Genomic DNA, 21,570 nt, shown 5'->3' with positions numbered 1-21,570 from the left:
AAAGCACCAGAGCCAGCGTCAGCCGACGCAGCACAAACTGCGGTTTGAGGGGATGGTTTTCAGAACGAATCGATGGAAACAAAAGCAATCACCTTGGTGGCATGGAGGGGTGCGCAAACAAGCTCTTATGATGACGCATAGTTGTAAAGGTTCTGTATCAGCATGACGACGTCTTCTTCACCCCTCACCCATTTTGACGGCCAGGGCCAAGCCCACATGGTCGACGTGGCGGCCAAGGCCGCCACACATCGCATCGCCGTCGCCCAAGGCCGGATTGTGATGATGCCGGTCACGTTGGCCCTGATTCTGGCCGGCAATGCCAAAAAAGGCGACGTATTGGGCGTGGCACGCATTGCCGCCATCATGGCGGCCAAAAAAACCAGCGACCTGATCCCGCTCTGCCATCCGCTGGCCTTGACCCGGGTTGCTATTGAATTCGTAGCCTCTCCCGAAGACAGTGCGGGCGTTGCAAGTCTTATTGATGGTGAAACCGGGCATGTCAGCTGCACCGCCACGGTGGAGACCGTCGGCCCCACCGGCGTCGAGATGGAGGCCCTGACTGCCGTCAACATCGCCCTGCTGACGATTTACGACATGTGCAAGGCGGTGGACCGCGGCATGACCATTACCGAGGTCAAGCTGCTGGAAAAGCACGGCGGCAAATCGGGCAGCTTTGTAAACCCCTGAACCACGCCCCGAGCCGGCCGGACTCACTTCACTGCACGCGCTGCAACGCAGCCGGGAGTTTGGCGTTCCCCTGTGCCCAGCGCGCATGCTCCTCTGGATAGGCGGCACGAAAGCGTGCCAGATACTGCACGGCCTCGTCATCGCGGCCCAGCATCACGGCGCTTTCGATCAGCTTTTGAACCACAAGCGGCTCCGGCGAAAAGTGCAGCAACTCTAGTGCCATGGCATGCATAGCCGCGGCATTTTCGGGCTTGAGCGTGGTGACGCTCAACTCCGCAAAGCGGGCCTGATCTGGAAACAACCAGCTGCCGCGTATTTTGGCCAGCGTGTCGTCGCGGTAAGCGGTGCTGCGCCCTTCCACTGGCAGATAGATCTGGCTGACCCGGTAGTAGCTGACGGCCAAGCATGTCAACGTTACTATCAAAATAGTAGCTGTTAGTGCCTGCAGGTATTGGCCTAGCGGCTTATTTTCCTTAAATTCTTGACCTGAAGGCCACAGCAGCCACAGGCACAAGCCCACCGCCAGCTGAAACGGCCCGTACCACAGCGGATATTCCAGCAGGCTGTGCAGGCCGATGACGGCCAGCACACCCCAGGCCATTTGCCGCGCCGCATCGGTTTCACGCCAGGGCTGGGCCCGCCAGACCAGCCAACCGGCACCGCCGCATAGCGCCACGGCAGCGGGAAGGCCCAGCTCCACCGCCAGTTGCAGCGGCAGGTTGTGGGCGTTGTCCAAAATGGCGCAGAAGCGCGGCCCGTCGTAAAGCGTAATGAAGTGCGCGTAGTCCAGTTCGCCCCAGCCCCAGCCCAGCCACGGCTTTTGGCCAATCAGCGTCAGCACGTTGGACCACAGTATCTTGCGGCTCTGGCAGGTCGGCGCTTCTGTCAGCCGGCCGAACAAGCCACCGATATGCGTGCCGGTCACCAGTTCCAGCAGCCAGGGCAAGCTCAGCACGGCAATCGCATAGGCTACAGCAGCCTGCAGCGCCAACACCAGCAAATACCGCCGGCCCGGCAGCGCCCACCAGGCAGTCAGCAAGGGAATCAGCAGCCACTGCAGCAAACCCGTGCGCGAGCCACTGGCCGCATTGCCCAGCGCCAGCAGCAAGGCCACGACACTAAACCACCGTGGCGGACGATAGGCCGGCACAGCTCGGGCCGACCATCCGGCCAGCGCAATCAGCGCGATCAAGCCCATGCTGGTCAGCGTGGCGAATTGATTGCGCTGGCGCAAATTGGCAAAAGCCTCGCCAACAAGGCTCTGGCTGACCCAGGGGCTCAAGGCCTGCGCCAGTCCAAAGTACTGCAGCAAGGCGATCGCCGCGCTCAAGGTGGCGGCCAACACCCAGGCGCTGGCGATGAGTTTGGCATTGAGCCCGCGCCGCCACTGCCACACGCCCAGCGCGCACAGCGCCGAAAACAGCCACGGCCAGGCGTTGGACGTAGGGCCCGAGGTGTAGGGGTTGAGCCAGGGCACGGCCAGCAGGGCCGCAAGCAGCCCCATCCACAGCTTGCCGGAGTGATGCTGTGGCAAGAGCGAAGCCGGGTTAGCGCTGCTGGCTAAAGACACAGGCGGCCTGACGGGTGATGGCGAAAGAAGTTGGCATGGCAACGCAATTTTCGCATTGGGCAGAGCTACGGAAAAACATCGACATGTACGCAACGGCCTTGTTAAAAGCCGCCTGGCACACCCATGACTCCAAACGGGAACGGGGCAGTCAAGTTTTTAACGACAATCGTGTGGCGTTTGTGCCAATGTCGTCAGTAAAGCGTTCGACCATATTTGAATTCCGTGATCATGTTGTGATCCGTGATGACTTCAAACGGCCGTTCATAGGCGCGTTGTGCCGTGTCGAGAGTGATAAATGGTTGCAACAAAAATCTGTCGATGGTCGTCGACGGAGACGCAAAAAGCGGCTTATCGAACAGGCGCAAACCACGGTACAAATCACGCGACGCAACGGTATCTTTGCGGCCCCGAAAATCAAAATCGGCTGCATACACAAAGTTCCCATAGCGATAGGCGTGCGCAAACACCTTGCTAGCCGTCAAGAAGGCATCGCCCGAGCCGGTGGCATTGAACGAGAGAACCGCCCCCAATGTCATATGCGACTTCATCAACTGCAAGAATTCGGTTGACAACAGCAGGCTAATGCTGGAACGCCAGTGCCATGTGGTGTTCATGATGATGAGGTCGTAGCGCCGTTCAGGCTGGTGGCGCAACCAGCGCCGTGCGTCATCCACCACGACATTCACGCGCGGGTCTTTGAGCGCACGCGCCTGCAGCGGGTAGGCTTGTGCCGCAGATAGATAGCCGGGGTTGATTTCCACCACATCCACCTGCTCGACGCCCGGAAATTCATTGACCAACGCAAGCCAGGTGCCGATCGACAGCCCCACCATCAATACTCGCCTTGGCTGCGGCTGCAACGCCGCCATCAACAGCGGACGTTGCAGGCCATTGGTGTTGCGCTCCGGGCTCAGATTGGTGCGTCCGTCGTACACATTGCCGCCATACACCGCATCGTCACCGTTCTTACCTTCAAAGAGCGTGATGATGCCGTGCCGGTTTTCAATCACCTTTGTAGCTCGCTCACCCGTCTGGTTCAAGTTTTGCACCAGCACATGTGGATCAAGCCCGGCACCGCTCAGCGCGACGACGCCGGCCAGTGCGACTCCAGCGCCCGCCATGGCCATGCGCCGTGGTGTGCCCCGAATTGCCAAGGCAAAAAATATCGCTGCGGCCAGTTGGGCGATCGAAATCACCAAAAAACTTTGCTGCAGACTTAGGTGCTCCAGCAATATGTAGCCAGTTACCAGCGGGCCAAGGGCTGCACCCGTCACGTTCGAGGTGTAAACCAGTGCAAAACGATGGCCCTGCCTTTCAAGCAATTGCCGTGTGCCAAGGTGGTGCGCAATGGGAAACACAAACGCTAGCGCACTTGATGCCACCGCGATGGTCAGAATGTCCAATATCGGGTTCTGCAGACCATTGGCAGTCATCCAGCCAAACAACGCTGGCAGCGCTAGCGACGTCAGCGCCGACAACAGTAGCGCCACGATGCTGTAATACCACAGCCGTGCGTCGCCCGGCGCGCGGCGACAAGCGCGTGCGCCACCGTGCGCACCCAGCGCAATGCCCAGTAAATAGGCCAACAGCACAAAGCCAAAAGCCGCGGGCGTGGACAGCTTCGCAAAGCTGTACAGCCGCACCCATAGAATTTCCAGACTCAGGCTGGCAAAGCCGCACACAAAGGACAGCAAGGCGGGGTAGTTCATGCGCGCGCTCTTACGGCAGGGGCCAGCATGGTCGCAGCCAGCAGCGCGCAAGCCACCACGGCCACGTTGCCTGCAACCGCCGTCCAGACCACTTGCGGCAAGGTCAATACGGGCAACAACACGAACGGCACCAACGCGGCCCCTGCGGCTGCGCCCAGCGTGTTGATGAAATACAGCGTGCCAACCGACACGCCAATATTGCCGCTGCGCTCGTTGAAAGCCATGGTCAGCAGCGGCAGCGTGATCCCCATCAGAACGGTGGGGATCGCCAGAAAGACAAAACAGGCCACGGCGCTGGCCACACCACTGGCACTCCAAGGACCGCTCGCCAGCAGAACTTCTAGCCTCTGCAGCAACCACAGACTGAGGCCACCATAGAGGGCAACTGACAACTCTATCCAGCCATACAGCCGCAGCCGCCGCTGTGGATAGCGATCGGACAACCAGCCGCCCAGCATTCCCCCTATGCCTATGCCCAGCATGAAAACCGACACGATGATGGTGATGGAATCCATGTCCACCCCAATCACTGCGTAGAGTGCTCGTTGCCAGCTCACTTGGTAAATGAGAGCGCTGCAGCCAGAGATGAAAAAGCTCAATAACAGCAGCACGTCTCTCACATGACCTTTATCCCGGGCTTGAACGCCCGGCACCGATGACACAGAGATCGTCATAAAAATGTCTATAAAAATTCGAATCACACGTCGATCAAAATTAGTTCTACGAGATAAAACATGCATTTCGTTTCACCGCCGCATCAAAATCAACCAACTTGGCACTAGCGTTAGCAACATAACGCGGGATCGACTTCAGATCGGGGCGACGCAAAAAACTTTCAGACGGCGTACCACCCGTGAGGTCAATTCCCGTCAGCTCCAGCAGCGTTGAAAACATCGCACGGGTCATGTAAGGCTCTTGCGCATGTGCTTGCAGTTGCGTCCACTGCATCACGTGCTGCGCTCGCATTTCTTCACTGAGCCAGACAAAGGCGGGCACCCGAAAAGTGGCCTCTCCTCGTCGGCTGGCACCTTTCGATGGACAAGCTCCTCCAGCGGGATCAGTGCCATGGTCGGAAAAATAAGCCGCGACTGAGGCGCCGCCGCGCTTTTGAACAGCAGCGAGAATCTCAGCCAATACATGGTCGGTGTACAACAAAGTGTTGTCGTAGCTGTTGTCCACCCGTTCCCGATACTCCATGCTCTCTGGCAGCACCGTGCCTGGTGACTTGAGCGAAGGTTTGAACCGATCATATGCGTCCGGGTATCGAAGCGAATAGTCAAAATGACTGCCCAACAAATGCATAACCACCAAATGCCGTCCAGGCTGGGACATGATGGAGCGCAAGGGAGGCAGCAGTATTTCATCGTAGCTGCTTCGGTTTGCGTAGGAAGAAGGATTCAAAAAGCGCACATCTCCCGCTTCGCGGGCATACACACTGATAGACGTGTCATGCTGACCGAGCGGCGACTGGTTTGACAGCCAGTGCGTTTGGTAGCCGATTTCGGAAAAGGCTTTGATCAGCGAAGGTTCAGCTTTCAAATCCAGACGCCCGTCAGATGACAGCACAGGTTTGCGTGACAACACCCCCGGCACGGCCGTGCGCGTGGCGGTAGACAAGGCCACGACATCGGAAAAGGCGGCAAGCCCAGCCAGCTTTGCTAGGCGCGGTGTCGTTTCGCGTGGATAGCCTAGAAGCCCCCAGCGCGTGGCAGTTGCCGACTCACCAATAATCAGTACGACCACCTCGGGCTCATGTTTCGTGGCCGCTTGGGTGGCCCCGACAGATTGCTGCCCTATGGCCTCCCGTACCGCTTGCAGCCTGCCTTGCTGCCGCTGGTAATGCTCGAACGATACAAGCAGGTTCACCGGAAAAACATCGACCCATTGCAGCCCCCAGCTGGAAAGCCTTTCATCATCCAAGGGTTTCCCCTTGAGGTCGCTTGCACTCGCTCCATGCAGGCTGAGTGAGGTGTAAATCATCAGCAGCACTGGTAGCAAAATGACCAAGCACCACCCGCGTGAGCGGTGCGTCCAGCGGAGTTTCCACCGCCATGCACGCCAGATTCCCACAACATACAAGGGCAGCCAGAGCATGAATGGCAATGCCAGGCTGGGGCTGTAGGTGCTGAAAAAATTAGCACTCTCAGCCCAGTTGGTTTCCGCAGCCAAGCCGACCAAATGAGACGAAATCGCCGTGTCGTATTCAATGCGCGCCCACATTTCCAGCGGCCACAGCAATGCCGCAGGCAACGCCAATAGCAGCGCCAACCATAAGTGGCCCACCAAGGCAAACCACGTCAGCCAGAACATCAGCCCCAACGTGACGGTTTCAAAAAAATGTATGCGCTGCACCTCGGTCCCGCCGTCAACAAGCAGCAAGTTGGGCAGCCATAACAGCAGCAGCAACAACCACGGAAACCAAAAAATCATACGCCTGTTACGACTTGGCATGATCCAGCGGACAAGAGCGAATGCTCATTGAAAAACCCATCACACGCAGTCTAGACAAGAGGAGGGCACACCATTCCATGGCAATCCATTTGCTAATCAAATCGGCTTGCTTCCAGACAAAATATTCATCTATTAATCGTTGCTGGAAAATGTAATAAAAAAGGGAGCTGAGCTCCCTTTTTTATCCTAAGTATTCAGATACTTATGCTTGTATCACTTGCACGAGCCAGGCAGATATTTCTGAATAGCAACAGCAGTAGCTGAAGGCTTGCATTTCCATTCAGAAATTTGCACGCCTTGATCTTTGTCCGCTGCGGAAAGATCAATAGCTGTCACTGTGCCTGCTTTGTTATAGAAAGGAGCCAATGTGAAATAATCCTTCGTTGGGTCAAATGTCACACCCAAGGCAGCCGGATCAGGCGTCACGGTAACGATGCCATTACCATCTGTGGCAACCGAAAGCACCATTTTTGTCGGATTGGCAGTAGAGGATTTGGAAGTATTAGCTTCACAGCCCCATTCATTTGGCTTACCTATGGCATCTTTATTCATCGTTTGGACTGCCTCGCTGATTGTGGTTCGACACTGCGATGCGGCCAGCACCACTTCAGACATGCGGGCTTTCACCGTGTAGTCTTTGTATGCTGGCAAGGCCACCGCCGCCAAAATACCAATGATCGCCACGACGATCATCAACTCGATCAGGGTGAAACCCTTTTGGGCCATTTGCATGGAACGCTTCATGAAAAACTCCTTGTTAAAAAAACTTGCCAGCAACTACAGCAGCTTGCGTGCCAGGTCTTTGCAGCGATATTTGGCCTATCAAGATGTGACTTGACGCACAACTACAGCGGTAAATTTACTTTTTTTGACACTCAACCCAAAAATACCGGACATTTTTGTCACTTGATGCAGACGAACCTGGGCATTTTCAAATCTGTCAGTTCCATCAGCACTTGTTCCATGCGGTCCATCTTCAGGGTTCGCATGCCGCTGCTGACGGCGCTGGAGAACAGTTCGGCGACGCGGGTGTGCTCCCGTGGCGGCAGCCGCTGCGAACTGAAAAACTCGCCTTGCAGATCAAGCGGCGCGACGCTGTCCGGGTGCGTCTATGGTCATAGCTCAAACTCCTGGCCGGCCCGCAGCCACCGGATGTCGTGCGAGGGCGCAGATCCCACGCCATGCTGCTGGTCAAAGCACCGTATCTCCGCCATGATCAGTTCGGTCTCGGCGGGCTTGGTGTGAGTAATGTAGATGGGGTAATTTTTGCCTGACCCAACGCTGCCAAGTTCGTCGGCCAGCGCGTGCGGCGACAAATGTCGGCTGCGTTTGGCCAGCTCTCGCTCCCGATTGCTAAAAGCGGTTTCGATCACCAGCATGGCCACGTCCATCTGGTTGATGCGCTCCCACAAGGCCGGATTGTGCTCGGTATCGCCGGTAAAAACCCAATAGGCCTGGCCGGCACTGACGGCGTAACCGACCGCCGGCACGGTATGCACGGCAGGCAGCACCTCCACCAGCTTGCCGGCCAGCACCAGGGTTTGCCCCACATCCAGTGCATGAAACCGGATAAACGGCGAGGCCGGTGTGGGGATGGCCGAAAAATCCGGCCAGATGACGTTGTTAAAAATATGCGCCTTCAGCGCATCGATCGTGGCCTGCAGGGCATGCACCTGCAGTGGGGTGCGGCGCCGGTTGGCAATCGCGTCCACCATCAGCGGCAGCGCGGCCACATGGTCCAGATGCGAATGGGTCAGCAGGACATGGTCAATGCCGGCCATTTCATCGAGCGTGAGATCACCGACACCGGTGCCGGCATCCACCAGCACATCGTGATCGACTAAAAAAGACGTGCTGCGACAGTCCCTGGCAATGGTTCCCGAACAGCCTAGTACACGAACTTTCATGCGGTTTTCCGGTAGGCCGTGCAAGCCCTTGACGGGCGGTTAGAGTAAGTTTGGTGCCTTGCTCAGAGTTGCACGAACTGCATCTGCGTTCCGGCCAACTCAATTAGATCGCCGTTTTTCAGCAATGCCGGCTCGGTGCCCACCGCCATGCCATTGAGCGTGGGCTGGCTGGTCCCCTCCACATGGGCGATGACAAAGCTCTGCGGCCTCTTGGTGATGGCTGCCACCGCCACGCCGGGCTTGCCAATGGTGGTGACGACCTTGACCAGCGCCACCTCACGACCGGTGGCGCTACCCGACATGACTCTGATGGAGGCCCCGGCTGCGCCTGCAGCCGCAGCGGCCAACGGAGCACCAGCCGAGGCAAGCCTGCTGACGTCGGGCTGCTCGACCTCGTTGGCATACTGAATCTTGTACTTGCCAATTTCAACGACGTCGCCGTCCCGCAACAACTGCTTTTTGACAGCCTTGCCATTGACGTAAGTGCCATTGGTGCTATTGAGGTCTTCAATGTGCACCTCGCCGCCGGACATTCGCAAAACTGCATGCTCGCCACTGACAGCGAGGTTGTCGATGACGATATCGTTATAAGGTCGGCGGCCCAGGGATGTCCGGTCTTTCGTCAACTGGACTTCCTTGATCACGACCTCGTCAATAGAGACGATCATTTTCGGCATGGCCGACTCCTGTGTATTTTTTAATGTTTCAATCAAGGCGCTATTTTCCCAGCATTCTGGACAGCAAACCCCGTTTGGCCGAGTCCTCTGTCGCCTGCGCCAGCAATACGGAAATGTTATCGCGTCCGCCGCTTTCGTTGGCCGCCGCGACCAGCATCAGGGCTTTATGCTCCAGCGGCGTGGGATGCAACAAGATCGCCGCGATGCTCGCGTCGCTGATCATGTCCGAGAGGCCGTCCGAGCACATCAGGTAGAGATCGCCGGCATCGACGCGGTACTCGTTGACTTCCAGCAGCACCGTGTCTTCCACCCCCAAGGCGCGCGTGACCAGGTTTTTGTTTAATGAAACTTGCGCTTGCTGGGGTGTAATCAAGCCAGCATCAAGCTGCTCTTGCAGCAGGGAATGATCCTTGGTGATTTGCTGAAATTCCCGGCCTCGCAGGCGGTAGCAGCGCGAATCCCCGATATGGCCCAGCATCAGCCGGCCATCCTGAAAAACACCGACCACCAAGGTGGTGCCCATGCCCGCATATTGGCGATTGGAATGAGCGGCATTAAAAATCGAGTGGTTGGCATTGTCCACACAGATTTCCATGGCCCGGCGCACTTCCCGGGAACTGGCCTGCCGACCGGCCTGGGCCAGCCAGCGCCCCATTTCCGACTTGATGAAAGCCGCCGCCATGCCGCTGGCCACTTCACCCGCGTTATAGCCACCCATGCCGTCGGCAAGAATGCACAGCCCTGACAGGGCATCAAACTCTACAACATCTTCATTGTTTTCCCGCAACAAACCCAGGTGTGTTTGCGTGCAAATCTCGTAGGTCATGGTGTGGGTGCTCTGTTTTTTATATTTGCTTTAGGGGTAGCTCACCCCGGCAAACCTGGTTTTCTCAAACTCTTCAGCTTGAGCGCCCACGGGATCATGCCAGTATTTGAGGGTTGAACATTAACAGACGAAAAACGGCTAAACAAGCAACTATTGCACGCTTTAGCCAGCTTTCGCTATAAATTGAACACCCCGTTTGCTCGCGGATGCGGCGCCCTCCCAAGCGCCGCCGCAGATCAAGTCGCCTGACCGGGCGACTTGCGCATTTGCATCAGCTTGCCCATCGCCAGCACCAGCAGGGCGCCGGCTGCCGCCGCCACATAGCCCCACACGGGTGATTCAGGCAGATACGCCTTGATGGCCGGGTCGGTATAAGCCATCTGACCGGCAATCCAGCCCAGCAGCATGCCGCCCAGCGTAATCACGATAGGGAAACGCTCCATCAGCTTGAGCACCAGCTGGCTGCCGCCAACAATGATGGGAATACTCACCAGCAGGCCGAAAATCACCAGCGCCAGCTGATGGTCCTGATGAGCGCCCTGGGCCGCGCCGGCGATCGCCAGCACGTTGTCCACGCTCATCACCAGATCGGCAATGATCACGGTCTTGACGGCGCCCCAGAGCTTGTCACTGGAGCTGATATTGTGATCGTCGTCGCCTTCGGGCAACAGCAGCTTCACACCGATCCAGAGCAGCAGCACGGCACCGACTATCTTCAAATAGGGAACGGACAGCAAGGCCAGGGCAAAGGCAATCAGGATCACGCGCAAAATAATGGCGCCGGCAGTCCCATAAATAATGCCTTTGGTACGCTGTTTGTCCGGCAGGTTGCGACAGGCCAGCGCGATAACCACCGCGTTGTCGCCACCCAGCAGGATGTCAATCATGATGATCTGGCCAACCGCAAGCCAAAAGCCTGCGGTCATGAACTCTTCCATGTCAACCTCTTGAAAAATGAAAAAGACCGATTGTCAGCGATGACAACCGGTCTGTCTGTTGTGGCTAACCTCAGTTAGTCAAAAAAACTTAGAGCAATGCCTTGAGCAATTTCGCCATTTCGGACGGATTGCGCGTGACGGTGAAGCCGCAGGCTTCCATGATGGCCAGCTTGGCGTCAGCCGTATCGGCACCACCGGAAATCAGCGCGCCGGCGTGGCCCATGCGTTTGCCGGCAGGCGCCGTAACGCCAGCGATAAAGCCGACGATAGGCTTCTTCATGTTGGCTTTGCACCATTCGGCCGCTTCGGCTTCGTCCGGACCACCAATTTCGCCAATCATGATGACGGCGTCAGTATCAGGATCGTCGTTGAAAGCCTTCATCACATCAATGTGCTTCAGGCCATTGATAGGGTCGCCACCAATACCGACGGCGCTGGACTGGCCCAGGCCGATTTCGGTGAGCTGTGCAACGGCTTCATAGGTCAGCGTGCCGGAGCGGCTGACCACGCCGATGCGGCCCTTGCGGTGAATGTGGCCGGGCATGATGCCGATCTTGATCTCGTCGGGCGTGATCAAGCCAGGGCAGTTGGGGCCCAGCAGCAGGGTGCGCTTGCCGCCGGCGGCTTCCTTGGCCTTCATGCGGTTGCGCACTTCCAGCATGTCCTTGACCGGGATGCCTTCGGTGATGCAGATGGCCAGGTCGAGGTTGGCTTCAACCGCTTCCCAGATCGCGGCGGCCGCGCCTGCGGGCGGCACATAAATCACCGACACCGTGGCACCGGTGGCCTGGGCGGCTTCGGTCACGTTGGCGTAAATCGGGATGCCTTCGAAATCTTCGCCGGCTTTCTTGGGGTTCACGCCAGCCACAAAGGCTTCCTTGCCGTTCGCGTAGTCGCGGCACATGCGGGTATGGAATTGACCGGTCTTGCCGGTAATGCCTTGCGTGATGACTTTGGTGTTTTTGTTGATGTAGATCGACATGCTTGTTCCTAATCGCTTGCGCGGGCTTACTTGACGGCGGCGACGATTTTGGTCGCAGCTTCGGCCATGGTGTCTGCGGCAATGATGGGCAGACCGGAGTCGGCCAGCATCTTCTTGCCCAGGTCCTCGTTGGTGCCCTTCATGCGCACGACCAGTGGAACGTTGAGGTTCACGGCCTTGCAGGCGGCGATCACGCCGTCGGCGATGGTGTCGCACTTCATGATGCCGCCGAAGATGTTGACCAGGATGCCTTTGACATCGGGGTTCTTCAACATGATCTTGAAGGCTTCGGTGACTTTCTCGGCCGTAGCGCCGCCGCCGACGTCCAGGAAGTTGGCCGGCTCGCCGCCGAACAGCTTGATGGTGTCCATGGTGGCCATGGCCAGACCAGCACCGTTCACCAGGCAGCCGATGTTGCCGTCCAGCGAGATGTAGGCCAGGTCAAACTTGCTGGCTTCGACTTCGGCCGGATCTTCTTCGTCCAGATCGCGGAAAGCCACGATTTCAGGATGGCGAAACAGCGCATTGGGGTCGAAGTTGAACTTGGCGTCCAGCGCCATCAGCTGGTTCTTGCTGTCGCGGTTCAGCGGGTTGATTTCCACCAGCGACGCGTCGGTGTCCATATAGCACTTGTAGAGCTTCTGGAAGATGTCCACGGCTTGGGCGGTCGACTCGGCAGGCAGGCCGATGCCGTTGGCGATCTTGGTGGCTTGCTCAGCGCCCAGACCGGTCAGCGGGTCGATGTATTCGGTGATGATCTTCTCTGGCGTGGCATGCGCCACTTCCTCGATGTCCATGCCGCCTTCGCTGGATGCGATGAAGGCCACTTTTTGCGTGGCGCGGTCGGTCACCAGGGAAACGTAGTATTCCTTCTGGATGTCAGCGCCGTCTTCGATGTAGAGGCGGCGAACCTTCTGGCCTTCAGGGCCGGTCTGGTGCGTCTTGAGCTGCATGCCCAGGATTTCGCCAGCGATGCGCTTGACGTCCTCAATGGTCTTGGCAACTTTCACGCCGCCGCCCTTGCCACGGCCGCCGGCGTGGATTTGCGCCTTGACCACCCACACTGGGCCGCCGAGTTTTTGTGCGGCTTCCACCGCTTCTTGTACCGTGAACGCAGGAATACCGCGCGGCACAGGCACACCAAAATTGCGCAAGATTTCCTTGCCTTGGTACTCGTGAATTTTCATGAAAAACCTTCAGGATTCAGTAAAAGAGGGGTGCAACAGGGATTTGGGCAGGTGCTGTTGGGATGTTAGAAACAGGCCACATCGGCTCAAAACCAGCATGTTAGCGGTTAATGCAGACAGCAGGATAGAACTGTATCATGGTGCGGCGCACAATTCTTGTGCAGATCTTACACCCCCAAAAACCCTGAAATCGCCCCCCCCTCACGGAGGTCTTCGGGCACAGAGCTATAGCCAAAGGTTTCTTATGCCAAAAATTTTTATCGATGGAGAAGCCGGCACCACGGGCCTGCAAATCCGTGAACGACTGCAGGCCATGCCGCAGATTGAACTGGTCAGCATTGCGCCCGAGCTGCGCAAGGATGCGGCGGCCAAGCGCGCGCTGATGGCGCAGGTGGACCTGGTGATTTTGTGCCTGCACGACGATGCCGCGCGCGAGTCTGTGGCCATGATTGATTCCCTGCCGGGCAACAAGCCCAAGATCATCGATGCCTCCACCGCCCACCGCACGGCGCCGGGCTGGGTGTTTGGCTTTCCGGAACTGACTCAGGGTCAGCGTGCCGCCGTCATCGCCGCCGACCGCGTGGCCAACCCCGGCTGCTACGCCACCGGCGCGATTGCGCTGATCCGCCCGCTGGTGGACGCCGGCCTGCTGCCGGCCGATTTCCCGCTCAGCCTGCCCGCCATCAGTGGCTACTCAGGCGGCGGCCGCCAGATGATTGAAGCCTATGACGCCGGCACGGCGCCCGCCTTTGAACTCTATGGCCTGGGCCTGGAACACAAACACCTGCCCGAGATCATGAAATACACCGGCCTCACGCGCCGCCCGATGTTCATGCCGGCGGTAGGCAACTTCATTCAGGGCATGCTGGTGCAACTGCCGCTGCACCTGGACCTGCTGCCCGGCCAGCCCAGCGCGGCGCAACTGCAAGAGGTGCTGTCCCGCCATTACGCCGGCAGCGAATGGGTGACGGTGGAGGCCGCGCCCGAGTCCGGCAAGCTGGACGCGCTGGCGCTCAAGGACAGCAACAAGATGGAGCTGCGCGTATTTGGTAACGACAGTTACCACCATGCCGTGCTGGTGGCGCGCCTGGACAACCTGGGCAAGGGCGCATCCGGTGCGGCGGTGCAAAACCTCAAACTAATGCTAGAGATATAGCCCCCACGCTCCCCACTGCGTGTGGTTCGCTGCCCCCCCGAGGGGGCCGCTGCGCCTGCGGCCCCGGCTGGCGAATGCGGGGGCCGCCTCAAATAAGGCCAGCACCCACAAATGCTATTAATTTAGTAGCCTATTGCGCCCGTATCTATTGGGCTAGAGATCGATTTATCTTGAAATCTCGGTCCGGCACGACGATTCAGTCCTCATCCACCTGTGACACCACGCGGCGTATCACCTCGCCGCCAAAACCGCGCGCCACCAGAAAGCGCATTTGCTTGGCGCGGCCGGCGGCGTCAAACGCCGGGCCGTCAAATTTCTTGCGCCAGACCTCGCGGGCGCGCTCCAGTTCGGTCGCCTTGAGGCTGTCCATGGCGCTTGCCACCGCCTCTGCGCCCAGGCCTTTTCCCTGCAACTCGTGGCGCACGCGGGCCGCGCCATAGCGTGAGGCGCGGCGGTTGATGACGGACTCGACCACGCGCGCCTCGTTGATGAAATCCTTGGCCTGCAACTCATCCAGCACCTGGGCCAGCTGACCAGGCGTTTCTTCATGGACGCTGAGCTTGCGCTCCAGCTCGGCCCGTGAATGCTCGCGGGCGGCCAGATAGCGCAAGGCCCGACCCTTGAGCGACAGGCCAAAGCCAGCCCGGCCCGCTGGTTTGACGCTATTCATGGGAAACCGGCTCCGGCTAGGTGCGAGGCAGCTATTGTTTTAATAGCTGACTGCGCTTGTTCCAATTGGGCCAGGGCCTTGTTTCGCATATAAAATCGGCTTAGGCCGCGGTTTTGGCGAGCTTGTCGGCCTTCGCGGGCTTGGCCGCCTTGTCCGAGCCGTCGTCGGCAGCGACTGAGGCGGCGGCTTGCACCAGCGGAATGCCCAGCGATTCACGCACCTTGTTTTCGATCTCGATGGCGAGTTCGGGGTTTTCCTTGAGGAATTCACGCGAATTGTCGCGGCCCTGGCCGATTTTTTCGCCGTTAAAGGCATACCAGGCGCCGGCTTTTTCCACGATGTGGCCGGCCACGCCCAGGTCCAGCACCTCGCCCAGGCGGCTGATGCCCTCGCCGTACAGAATGTCGAACTCCGCCGTCTTGAAGGGCGAGGCGACCTTGTTTTTCACCACCTTGACGCGGGTTTCGTTGCCGATGACCTCGTCGCCCTTCTTGATGGAGCCGATGCGGCGGATATCGAGGCGCACCGAGGCGTAGAACTTCAGCGCATTGCCGCCGGTGGTGGTCTCGGGCGAGCCGAACATCACGCCAATCTTCATGCGGATCTGGTTGATGAAAATGACCATGCAATTGGCCTTCTTGATGGTGGCGGTGAGCTTGCGCAGCGCCTGGCTCATCAGACGTGCCTGCAGGCCGGGCAGAGAGTCGCCCATCTCGCCTTCGAGCTCGGCCTTGGGCGTCAGCGCCGCCACCGAGTCCACCACGATCAGATCGACCGCGCCGGAGCGGGTCAGCGAATCAACGATTTCCAGCGCCTGCTCGCCTGTATCCGGCTGGGAAATCAGCAGCTCCTGCAGATTCACGCCCAGCTTTTGCGCGTACTGGATGTCCAACGCGTGCTCGGCATCGACAAAGGCGCAGGTGCCGCCCAGCTTTTGCATCTCGGCAATCACCTGCAGGGTCAGCGTGGTCTTGCCGGATGATTCCGGGCCGTAGATTTCAACGACGCGGCCGCGCGGCAGGCCGCCCACGCCCAGGGCGATGTCCAGGCCCAGCGAGCCGGTGGAAACCACCTGGATGTCTTCAATCACCTCGCCGGCGCCCAGCTTCATGATGGTGCCTTTGCCGAACTGCTTTTCGATCTGGGCCAGTGCGGCCTGCAAGGCCTTGGCTTTTTCGGTGTTCAGGGCGGCGGATGGGGCGACAGCGGCTTTGTTCGGCAGGTCCATGAGAATCTCCTTGAAAATCAATGATGTAAAACGGTTTGCAGAAGCTCTCAAGATCAATTCACTGCATGGATTTGACTGAAAGCTGGATGTATGACCAGTACTTTATGGGCGTTGTTGAATTAAGTAAACCCTCAATTTGGTCAGTTTTACTGACTAAATTCACCCCATAAGCTAGCATCGCCACATGCTTGCTTCAGATGCCCCCCCCATGCTCAACACCAGCGACCAGAGCTGGCGTATCACCCATCTGGGCCGTTTGTTAGGCCATGCCTTGCGCCGCTTTGACGAGCGCGTGCTGTGGCTGATGGCGCGCAACGCGCTGGTGCCGCTGGCCCTGTCCAATCTGGCGGCGCGCGATCAGGTCGGCGCCGCCCACATCCACATCACACGACATCTGGCCGTGGGCGGCTCGCGCCTGACCGAGCTGGCGGCCAGCGCCGGCATGAGCAAGCAAGCCATGGGCGATCTGGTGGATCAGTGCGAGGCCTGGGGTCTGGTCACCCGTGAGCCCGACCCGCACGACAAGCGCGCCCGGCGCGTGCTGTTCACCGAGTCCGGACTGCTATGGCTGGAGGCCTTTCGCAGCGCCGTGACCCAGGCCGAAGAGGAATTTCGCCAGGCCGTGGGCGCCGATGTGGCAACCGTGGTGGCGCTGGGGCTGGAGGCTTATGCCAACGCCTAGGAACGTGTTTGCAATCTAAGCCGTCAGCAAATCAAGGGGCGCAACAGCCTAGAATTTGCCTCATAAGCAAAACATCGTTCCGCCCAGTCCGGCGACCAACGACTCTCTGGAGACAAGCATGCGTATTCTGATTGCCGAAGACGACCAGGTTCTGGCCGATGGCCTGCTACGCACCTTGCGTGCCTCCGGCGCCGCCGCCGACCATGTGGCCAGCGGCACCGAGGCCGATGCCGCGCTGCTGACCAACACCGAATTTGATTTGCTGATTCTGGATCTGGGCCTGCCGCGCATGCACGGGCTGGAAGTGCTCAAACGCCTGCGCGCGCGCGGCTCTACCTTGCCGGTGCTGATTCTTACCGCCGCCGACAGCGTGGAAGAGCGCGTCAAAGGCCTGGACTACGGCGCCGACGACTACATGGCCAAGCCGTTTTCGCTGCAGGAGCTGGAAGCCCGGGTGCGGGCGCTGACGCGTCGCGGCATGGGCGGCGCCAGCAGCACCATCAAGCATGGCCCGCTGATCTACGACCAGGCCGGCCGCGTCGCCACCATAGACGGTCAGATGCTGGAACTGTCGGCGCGCGAGTTGGGCCTGCTGGAGGTGTTGCTGCAGCGCGCCGGCCGCCTGGTCAGCAAGGATCAGCTGGTCGAGCGCCTGTGCGAATGGGGCGAAGAGGTCAGCAACAACGCCATCGAGGTCTACATCCACCGGCTGCGCAAGAAGATCGAAAAAGGGCCGATACGCATTGCTACCGTGCGCGGCCTCGGCTATTGCCTCGAAAAAATCCCCGGCTAAGCATGACCCCCACGCTTGTCGCTTCGCGTACTGCGCCGCCCCCCGAGGGGGCCGCTGCGCCTGCGGCCCGGCAAAGCCGGTTCCGCGGCCCCTGCTGGCGTGAAGAGAACGCTCGGCGAACCAGCGCCTCCCACTCTTTTTAATCAGTGGCACTTCGACTTTTCCAGCGTGAGCGGCGCAGCCTGTTTGGCGAGATCCTCGACTGGATGCTCACGCCGCTGCTGCTGCTATGGCCCATCAGCCTGGCGCTGACCTGGCTGGTGGCGCAGAACATTGCCGGCAAGCCCTTTGACCGGGCGTTGGAATACAACGTGCAGGCGCTGGCCAAACTGCTGGTGGTCAAGAACAACCAGGTCCAGTTCAACCTGACGGCGCCGGCGCGCGAAATTCTGCGTGCCGATGACACCGACCTGATTTATTACCAGGTGATGGGCACGCGCGGCGAATACCTCAGCGGCGAGCACGACATGCCAGCCCCGCCCGACGAGGAAAAGCCCATGGACGGCGAGGTGCGGCTGCGCGAGGACGTGATTCAGGGCGAAGACGTGCGGGTCGCCTACACCTGGCTCAAGGTGGAGCTAAAAGGCGTGACGCCGGCCGACTCAACGGTGCTGGTGCAGGTGGCCGAAACGCTGGAAAAGCGCAAGACCCTGGCGACCGAAATCGTCAAGGGCACCATGGTGCCGCAGTTCGTCACCTTGCCGCTGGCGGTGCTGCTGGTGTGGCTGGCGCTGGTGCGCGGCATCAAGCCGCTGGCGCAGCTGGAAAAGCGCATACGCGCGCGCAAGTCCGACGACATGAGCCCGCTCGATGACACCGCCGTGCCCGAAGAGGTGGCGCCGCTGGTGGCCTCCATCAATGATTTGCTGAGCCGGCTCAAGGTCTCGCTGTCGACGCAAAAGCGCTTTCTGGCCGATGCCGCGCACCAGCTGAAAACGCCGCTGGCCGGGCTGCGCATGCAGGCCGACCTGGCACAGCGGGAAACCGATGCCGACGAGTTGAAAAAGTCCCTCAAGCACATAGGCCGCGCCAGCATACGCGCCACCCACACCGTCAATCAGCTGCTGGCGCTGGCACGCGCCGAAACCACCGGCCGCAGCCTGGCCAAGCAGCGCGTCGACCTGGTGCACATCGTCTCGGAAGTGATGGCCGACTCGGTGCCGCGGGCGCTGGAAAAAAAGATAGACCTGGGCTACGACGGCCCGGCCGCCGGCGAGCAGGCCACCCAGCTGGAAGGCAATCCGACCCTGCTCAAGGAGCTGGTGCGCAACTTGCTGGACAACGCCATCAACTACACGCCGGAAAAAGGCCATGTCACCGCCAGACTGCTAAGCGACCGCTTCAGCGGCGTGCTGGTGCTGCTGGTGGAAGATTCCGGGCCAGGCATTCCGGCCTCTGAGCGCGAGCTGGTGTTCCAGCCCTTTTACCGCGCGCTAGGCACCAACGTCGACGGCTCCGGCCTGGGGCTGGCGATCGTGCTGGAGATCGTCACGCAACATGACGCCACCATCACACTGGAAGACGCCGACCTGCCGGGTCATCCGCAGTCGCCGGGCACCCGCGTCACGGTGCGCTTTGCCGGCATGCATTCGCCCGAATAATTCAAGCCAAATAGGCCTGCAGCCCTTACAGCACGGGCGCAAGAAGCTATAAAAACAATAGTGATTAGCGCTTGACCGGCGGCCATTGGTCGTGCAGCGTCACCGCCACGCGCTCGCCCCAGAGCTCAATCTGCGCCGGCGTGCCGGCATGCGGCGCACGCGCCACCTCGTCGCGCACATAGCCCAGGGCCACGCAGGCACCGGCCAGCGGACTCCAGCCCACCGATGAGATTTCACCCACCAGTTGCTCGTTCAGCACGATGGACTCGCCGCCCCAGGCAAAGGACTCGGGCGACTCGAACACCAGAGTCACCAGCTTTTTGCGCAAGGGCTGGCCCTTGGCCTTGAGCAGGGCCGCCTTGCCGATGAAGTCGGCCGGCTTGTCGAGCTTGACGGCATAGCTCAGGCCCGCCTCCCAGGGTGTTTCATCCGGCCCCAACTCGGCGCCCCAGGCGCGCCTGCCCTGCTCTATGCGCAAGGCGTCCAGCGCGTAGTAGCCGGCATCAACCAGCCCCAACGGCTGGCCGGCATCCATCAACGCCAGATAGACATGGCGTGCCATTTCAATCGGCACATAGAGCTCGAAACCCGGGCCGCCCACATAGCTCATGCGGGCGGCGCGCACGCGCGCAAAGCCGACGTCGATCTCCTTGGTCCAGGAAAACTTCAAGGCCTCGGGCGACAGGTCGTCGGGACTGACCAGGGCCAGCAGTTCCCGCGCCTTGGGGCCCATCACTGAGAGCACCGAATACAGCGCCGATACATCGGTCAGCAGCGCATGCTCGTCCGCGCCTATATGCCTTGTGATCCAGTCGAAGTCGCGCACCGTCTGCGCCGAACCAGTGATGATCAAAAAGCGATCGAAGGCCTGGCGCATCACCGTCAGGTCGCTTTCAAAACCGCCGCGCTCGTTGAGCATGGCGGTGTAGACCATCTTGCCCACGGGCACATCCATCTCGTTGGCGCACAGGCGCTGCAACACGGCCAAGGCATCGCGGCCCTGCAGCAGGTATTTGGAAAACGAGGTCTGGTCGTACAGAGCCACCGCTTGCCGCGTGGCGCGCTGCTCTTCCATCATCCACGGCAGCCAGCCGGGCTTGGCCAGGGTGTAGTCGGGGCGTATCTGGCCTGCCGGTTTGAAATAGCTGGCACGCTCCCAGCCGTTCTTGCTACCGAATTCCGCGCCCTTGGCCGTCAGCATGTCGTAAAGCGGCGAGGTGCGCAGCGGCCGCGCCGTTTCCAGCTCCTGGCGCGGCCAGCGCATGGCGTAGTGCAGGCCCAGGCTTTCGCCGGTGCGTTCGGCCAGCGCCTGGCGGTTGCCGGTGAAGGGGCCGAAGCGGCGTATATCTACATCCCACAAATCGGTGCTGGGCTCGCCGCCCACAATCCACTCGGCCATCAGCCGACCGGCGCCGCCGCTGTTGGCAATGCCGGCCGAGTTGAAGCCGGCGCAGACAAAGTAGTTGCGCAGCTCCGGCGCCTCGCCCAGGATGAAGTTGCCATCGGGCGTGAAGCTCTCGGGGCCGTTGAGCAGCATCTTGATTTCGGCCGTCTCCAGGCAGGGCGTGCGATGCATGGCGTTGCTCATCAGGATCTCGAATTGATCCCAGTCCTCGCCCAGCAATTCGAACTGGAAGCTGGCAGGAATCGGATCCATTTTCCAGGGCTTGGCCTTGGGCTCAAAGCCGCCCATCACCAGGCCGCCGACCTCTTCCTTGTAGTAGATGTAGCCGTCGGGATCGCGCATCACCGGCAGCATGGGGTGCACGCCCTCAATCTTGCCGGTGACGATGTAAAAGTGCTCGGCCGAATATAGCGGCACGTTGACGCCGGCAAGCTTGCCGAACTGACGCGCCCACTGGCCGGCGCAGTTGACGATGACCTCGCAGCGCACCTCGCCCTGCGCGGTTTGTATGCCCACCGCCTTGCCGTTCTCGATCGTCACACCGGTGACTTCGACGCCTTCGACGATCTTCACGCCAAGGTTGCGTGCGCCCTTGGCCAGCGACATGCACAGGTCGGCCGGATTCGCCTTGCCATCGCCCGGCAGCCAGATCGCGCCCTGCAAATCGTCGGTGCGCATGAGCGGGTATTTTTCGCCCGCCTGTTGCGGCGAAATCTCGTGGCATTCCACGCCAAAGCTGTTGGCCATGACCACCTGCTTTCGCAGCACCTTCATGCGCTCGGGCGTGCGCGCCACATTGACGCTGCCGCATTGTTTCCAGCCGGTCGCCAAACCGGTTTCGGCTTCCAGCGAGGCATAGAGCTCTATGCCGTAGCGGCTCATCTGCGTCATGTTGCGATTGGGCCGCATCTGGCCCACCAGCCCGGCGGCATGCCAGGTGGTGCCGCTGGTGAGCTTGCCCTGCTCCAGCAGCAGCACATTGGTCTTGCCCATTTTGGCCAGGTGGTAGGCCACGGAGCAGCCGGCGATGCCGCCGCCCACGATCACAATTTCTGCATGGCTGGGAAGCGTCATGGTGTGCACCTCATTGGGGAAATAGAA

19 protein-coding genes are annotated in these 21,570 nt (G+C 59.9%); 5 read left to right on the top strand and 14 right to left on the bottom strand.

Going from position 1 to position 21,570, the window contains the following annotated elements:
- Positions 1-162 precede the first annotated feature (162 nt).
- Positions 163-687, top strand: coding sequence for a cyclic pyranopterin monophosphate synthase MoaC (gene moaC / locus BM160_RS12925; RefSeq protein WP_092005970.1), 525 nt, complete (start codon positions 163-165; stop codon positions 685-687).
- 28 nt (positions 688-715) lie between these two features.
- Here moaC and BM160_RS12920 read toward each other — a convergent pair whose 3' ends face one another.
- The 11 genes from BM160_RS12920 to sucC form a co-directional block, all read right to left on the bottom strand.
- Entirely contained in the window at positions 716-2,221 is a 1,506-nt protein-coding gene (locus BM160_RS12920) for a PglL family O-oligosaccharyltransferase (RefSeq protein ID WP_369821785.1), read from the bottom strand.
- A 227-nt stretch (positions 2,222-2,448) separates the two neighbouring features.
- Positions 2,449-3,939, bottom strand: a complete 1,491-nt coding sequence (locus BM160_RS12915; protein WP_177219012.1) for a spermine/spermidine synthase domain-containing protein — start codon at positions 3,937-3,939, stop codon at positions 2,449-2,451.
- Positions 3,940-3,962: 23 nt separating this feature from the next.
- The gene (locus BM160_RS12910) at positions 3,963-4,706 is read right to left on the bottom strand and encodes a fused MFS/spermidine synthase (protein ID WP_218156615.1); all 744 of its coding nucleotides are present in this window, start codon (positions 4,704-4,706) and stop codon (positions 3,963-3,965) included.
- Positions 4,687-6,396, bottom strand: coding sequence for a phosphoethanolamine transferase (locus tag BM160_RS12905; protein ID WP_177219011.1), 1,710 nt, complete (start codon positions 6,394-6,396; stop codon positions 4,687-4,689). The genes BM160_RS12910 and BM160_RS12905 overlap by 20 nt, the downstream gene beginning before the upstream one ends.
- 234 nt (positions 6,397-6,630) lie before the next feature.
- Entirely contained in the window at positions 6,631-7,161 is a 531-nt protein-coding gene (locus BM160_RS12900; RefSeq protein WP_304442240.1) for a pilin, read from the bottom strand.
- Between the two features lie 371 nt (positions 7,162-7,532).
- Positions 7,533-8,324, bottom strand: coding sequence for an MBL fold metallo-hydrolase (locus tag BM160_RS12895; protein ID WP_092005956.1), 792 nt, complete (start codon positions 8,322-8,324; stop codon positions 7,533-7,535).
- 62 nt (positions 8,325-8,386) lie between these two features.
- On the bottom strand, positions 8,387-9,001 hold the full coding sequence (locus BM160_RS12890) for an FHA domain-containing protein (RefSeq protein ID WP_092005953.1): 615 nt from the start codon (positions 8,999-9,001) through the stop codon (positions 8,387-8,389).
- Between the two features lie 40 nt (positions 9,002-9,041).
- On the bottom strand, positions 9,042-9,827 hold the full coding sequence (locus tag BM160_RS12885) for a Stp1/IreP family PP2C-type Ser/Thr phosphatase (RefSeq protein WP_092005951.1): 786 nt from the start codon (positions 9,825-9,827) through the stop codon (positions 9,042-9,044).
- Positions 9,828-10,063: 236 nt separating this feature from the next.
- The gene (locus tag BM160_RS12880) at positions 10,064-10,765 is read right to left on the bottom strand and encodes a TerC family protein (protein WP_092005948.1); all 702 of its coding nucleotides are present in this window, start codon (positions 10,763-10,765) and stop codon (positions 10,064-10,066) included.
- Positions 10,766-10,853: 88 nt separating this feature from the next.
- Positions 10,854-11,747 carry a succinate--CoA ligase subunit alpha gene (gene sucD, locus BM160_RS12875; RefSeq protein ID WP_092005945.1) on the bottom strand — a complete coding sequence of 298 codons (894 nt, stop codon included), beginning with the start codon at positions 11,745-11,747 and terminating at the stop codon, positions 10,854-10,856.
- Positions 11,748-11,773: 26 nt separating this feature from the next.
- Positions 11,774-12,934: an ADP-forming succinate--CoA ligase subunit beta gene (gene sucC, locus BM160_RS12870; protein WP_092005942.1), complete on the bottom strand. Its 1,161-nt coding sequence runs from the start codon at positions 12,932-12,934 to the stop codon at positions 11,774-11,776.
- A gap of 244 nt (positions 12,935-13,178) precedes the next feature.
- Between sucC and argC the strand changes: the two genes are divergently transcribed.
- Complete coding sequence (argC, locus tag BM160_RS12865) at positions 13,179-14,090, top strand: N-acetyl-gamma-glutamyl-phosphate reductase (protein ID WP_092005939.1); 912 nt, start codon at positions 13,179-13,181, stop codon at positions 14,088-14,090.
- 196 nt (positions 14,091-14,286) lie between these two features.
- Here the strand turns inward: argC and recX are convergent, their stop codons facing one another.
- Together recX and recA are read right to left on the bottom strand one after the other, a co-directional pair.
- Positions 14,287-14,760 (bottom strand): recombination regulator RecX, encoded by a 474-nt coding sequence (gene recX / locus BM160_RS12860; protein WP_092005936.1) that lies wholly within the window; start codon positions 14,758-14,760, stop codon positions 14,287-14,289.
- A gap of 100 nt (positions 14,761-14,860) precedes the next feature.
- Positions 14,861-15,988, bottom strand: a complete 1,128-nt coding sequence (gene recA, locus BM160_RS12855) for a recombinase RecA (protein ID WP_092006203.1) — start codon at positions 15,986-15,988, stop codon at positions 14,861-14,863.
- A 184-nt stretch (positions 15,989-16,172) separates the two neighbouring features.
- Here recA and BM160_RS12850 point away from each other — a divergent pair, with 184 nt between their 5' ends.
- The 3 genes from BM160_RS12850 (at position 16,173) to BM160_RS12840 (ending at position 19,064) form a co-directional block, all read left to right on the top strand.
- Positions 16,173-16,670, top strand: a complete 498-nt coding sequence (locus BM160_RS12850) for a MarR family winged helix-turn-helix transcriptional regulator (protein WP_177219010.1) — start codon at positions 16,173-16,175, stop codon at positions 16,668-16,670.
- 118 nt (positions 16,671-16,788) lie between these two features.
- Positions 16,789-17,463, top strand: a complete 675-nt coding sequence (locus tag BM160_RS12845) for a response regulator (protein WP_092005930.1) — start codon at positions 16,789-16,791, stop codon at positions 17,461-17,463.
- A gap of 206 nt (positions 17,464-17,669) precedes the next feature.
- Complete coding sequence (locus BM160_RS12840; RefSeq protein WP_092005926.1) at positions 17,670-19,064, top strand: sensor histidine kinase; 1,395 nt, start codon at positions 17,670-17,672, stop codon at positions 19,062-19,064.
- 64 nt (positions 19,065-19,128) lie between these two features.
- Here BM160_RS12840 and BM160_RS12835 read toward each other — a convergent pair whose 3' ends face one another.
- On the bottom strand, positions 19,129-21,543 hold the full coding sequence (locus tag BM160_RS12835) for a GcvT family protein (RefSeq protein ID WP_177219009.1): 2,415 nt from the start codon (positions 21,541-21,543) through the stop codon (positions 19,129-19,131).
- Positions 21,544-21,570 lie beyond the last annotated feature (27 nt).

It is taken from the genome of Polaromonas sp. OV174, assembly GCF_900112285.1.
Classification (GTDB): domain Bacteria; phylum Pseudomonadota; class Gammaproteobacteria; order Burkholderiales; family Burkholderiaceae_C; genus Polaromonas.
Note: the sequence above shows the minus strand (reverse complement) of the source record. Positions and strands in the feature narration are given on the sequence as shown.

Coding starts and splice junctions, on each gene's coding strand:
- moaC (WP_092005970.1), top strand. CDS start 163: ATGACGACGTCTTCTTCACCCCTCACCCATTTTGACGGCCAGGGCCAA.
- BM160_RS12910 (WP_218156615.1), bottom strand. CDS start 4,706: ATGCATGTTTTATCTCGTAGAACTAATTTTGATCGACGTGTGATTCGA.
- BM160_RS12905 (WP_177219011.1), bottom strand. CDS start 6,396: ATGATTTTTTGGTTTCCGTGGTTGTTGCTGCTGCTGTTATGGCTGCCC.
- BM160_RS12900 (WP_304442240.1), bottom strand. CDS start 7,161: ATGAAGCGTTCCATGCAAATGGCCCAAAAGGGTTTCACCCTGATCGAG.
- BM160_RS12895 (WP_092005956.1), bottom strand. CDS start 8,324: ATGAAAGTTCGTGTACTAGGCTGTTCGGGAACCATTGCCAGGGACTGT.
- BM160_RS12890 (WP_092005953.1), bottom strand. CDS start 9,001: ATGCCGAAAATGATCGTCTCTATTGACGAGGTCGTGATCAAGGAAGTC.
- BM160_RS12885 (WP_092005951.1), bottom strand. CDS start 9,827: ATGACCTACGAGATTTGCACGCAAACACACCTGGGTTTGTTGCGGGAA.
- BM160_RS12880 (WP_092005948.1), bottom strand. CDS start 10,765: ATGGAAGAGTTCATGACCGCAGGCTTTTGGCTTGCGGTTGGCCAGATC.
- sucD (WP_092005945.1), bottom strand. CDS start 11,747: ATGTCGATCTACATCAACAAAAACACCAAAGTCATCACGCAAGGCATT.
- sucC (WP_092005942.1), bottom strand. CDS start 12,934: ATGAAAATTCACGAGTACCAAGGCAAGGAAATCTTGCGCAATTTTGGT.
- argC (WP_092005939.1), top strand. CDS start 13,179: ATGCCAAAAATTTTTATCGATGGAGAAGCCGGCACCACGGGCCTGCAA.
- recX (WP_092005936.1), bottom strand. CDS start 14,760: ATGAATAGCGTCAAACCAGCGGGCCGGGCTGGCTTTGGCCTGTCGCTC.
- recA (WP_092006203.1), bottom strand. CDS start 15,988: ATGGACCTGCCGAACAAAGCCGCTGTCGCCCCATCCGCCGCCCTGAAC.
- BM160_RS12850 (WP_177219010.1), top strand. CDS start 16,173: ATGCTTGCTTCAGATGCCCCCCCCATGCTCAACACCAGCGACCAGAGC.
- BM160_RS12845 (WP_092005930.1), top strand. CDS start 16,789: ATGCGTATTCTGATTGCCGAAGACGACCAGGTTCTGGCCGATGGCCTG.
- BM160_RS12840 (WP_092005926.1), top strand. CDS start 17,670: ATGCTCACGCCGCTGCTGCTGCTATGGCCCATCAGCCTGGCGCTGACC.
- BM160_RS12835 (WP_177219009.1), bottom strand. CDS start 21,543: ATGACGCTTCCCAGCCATGCAGAAATTGTGATCGTGGGCGGCGGCATC.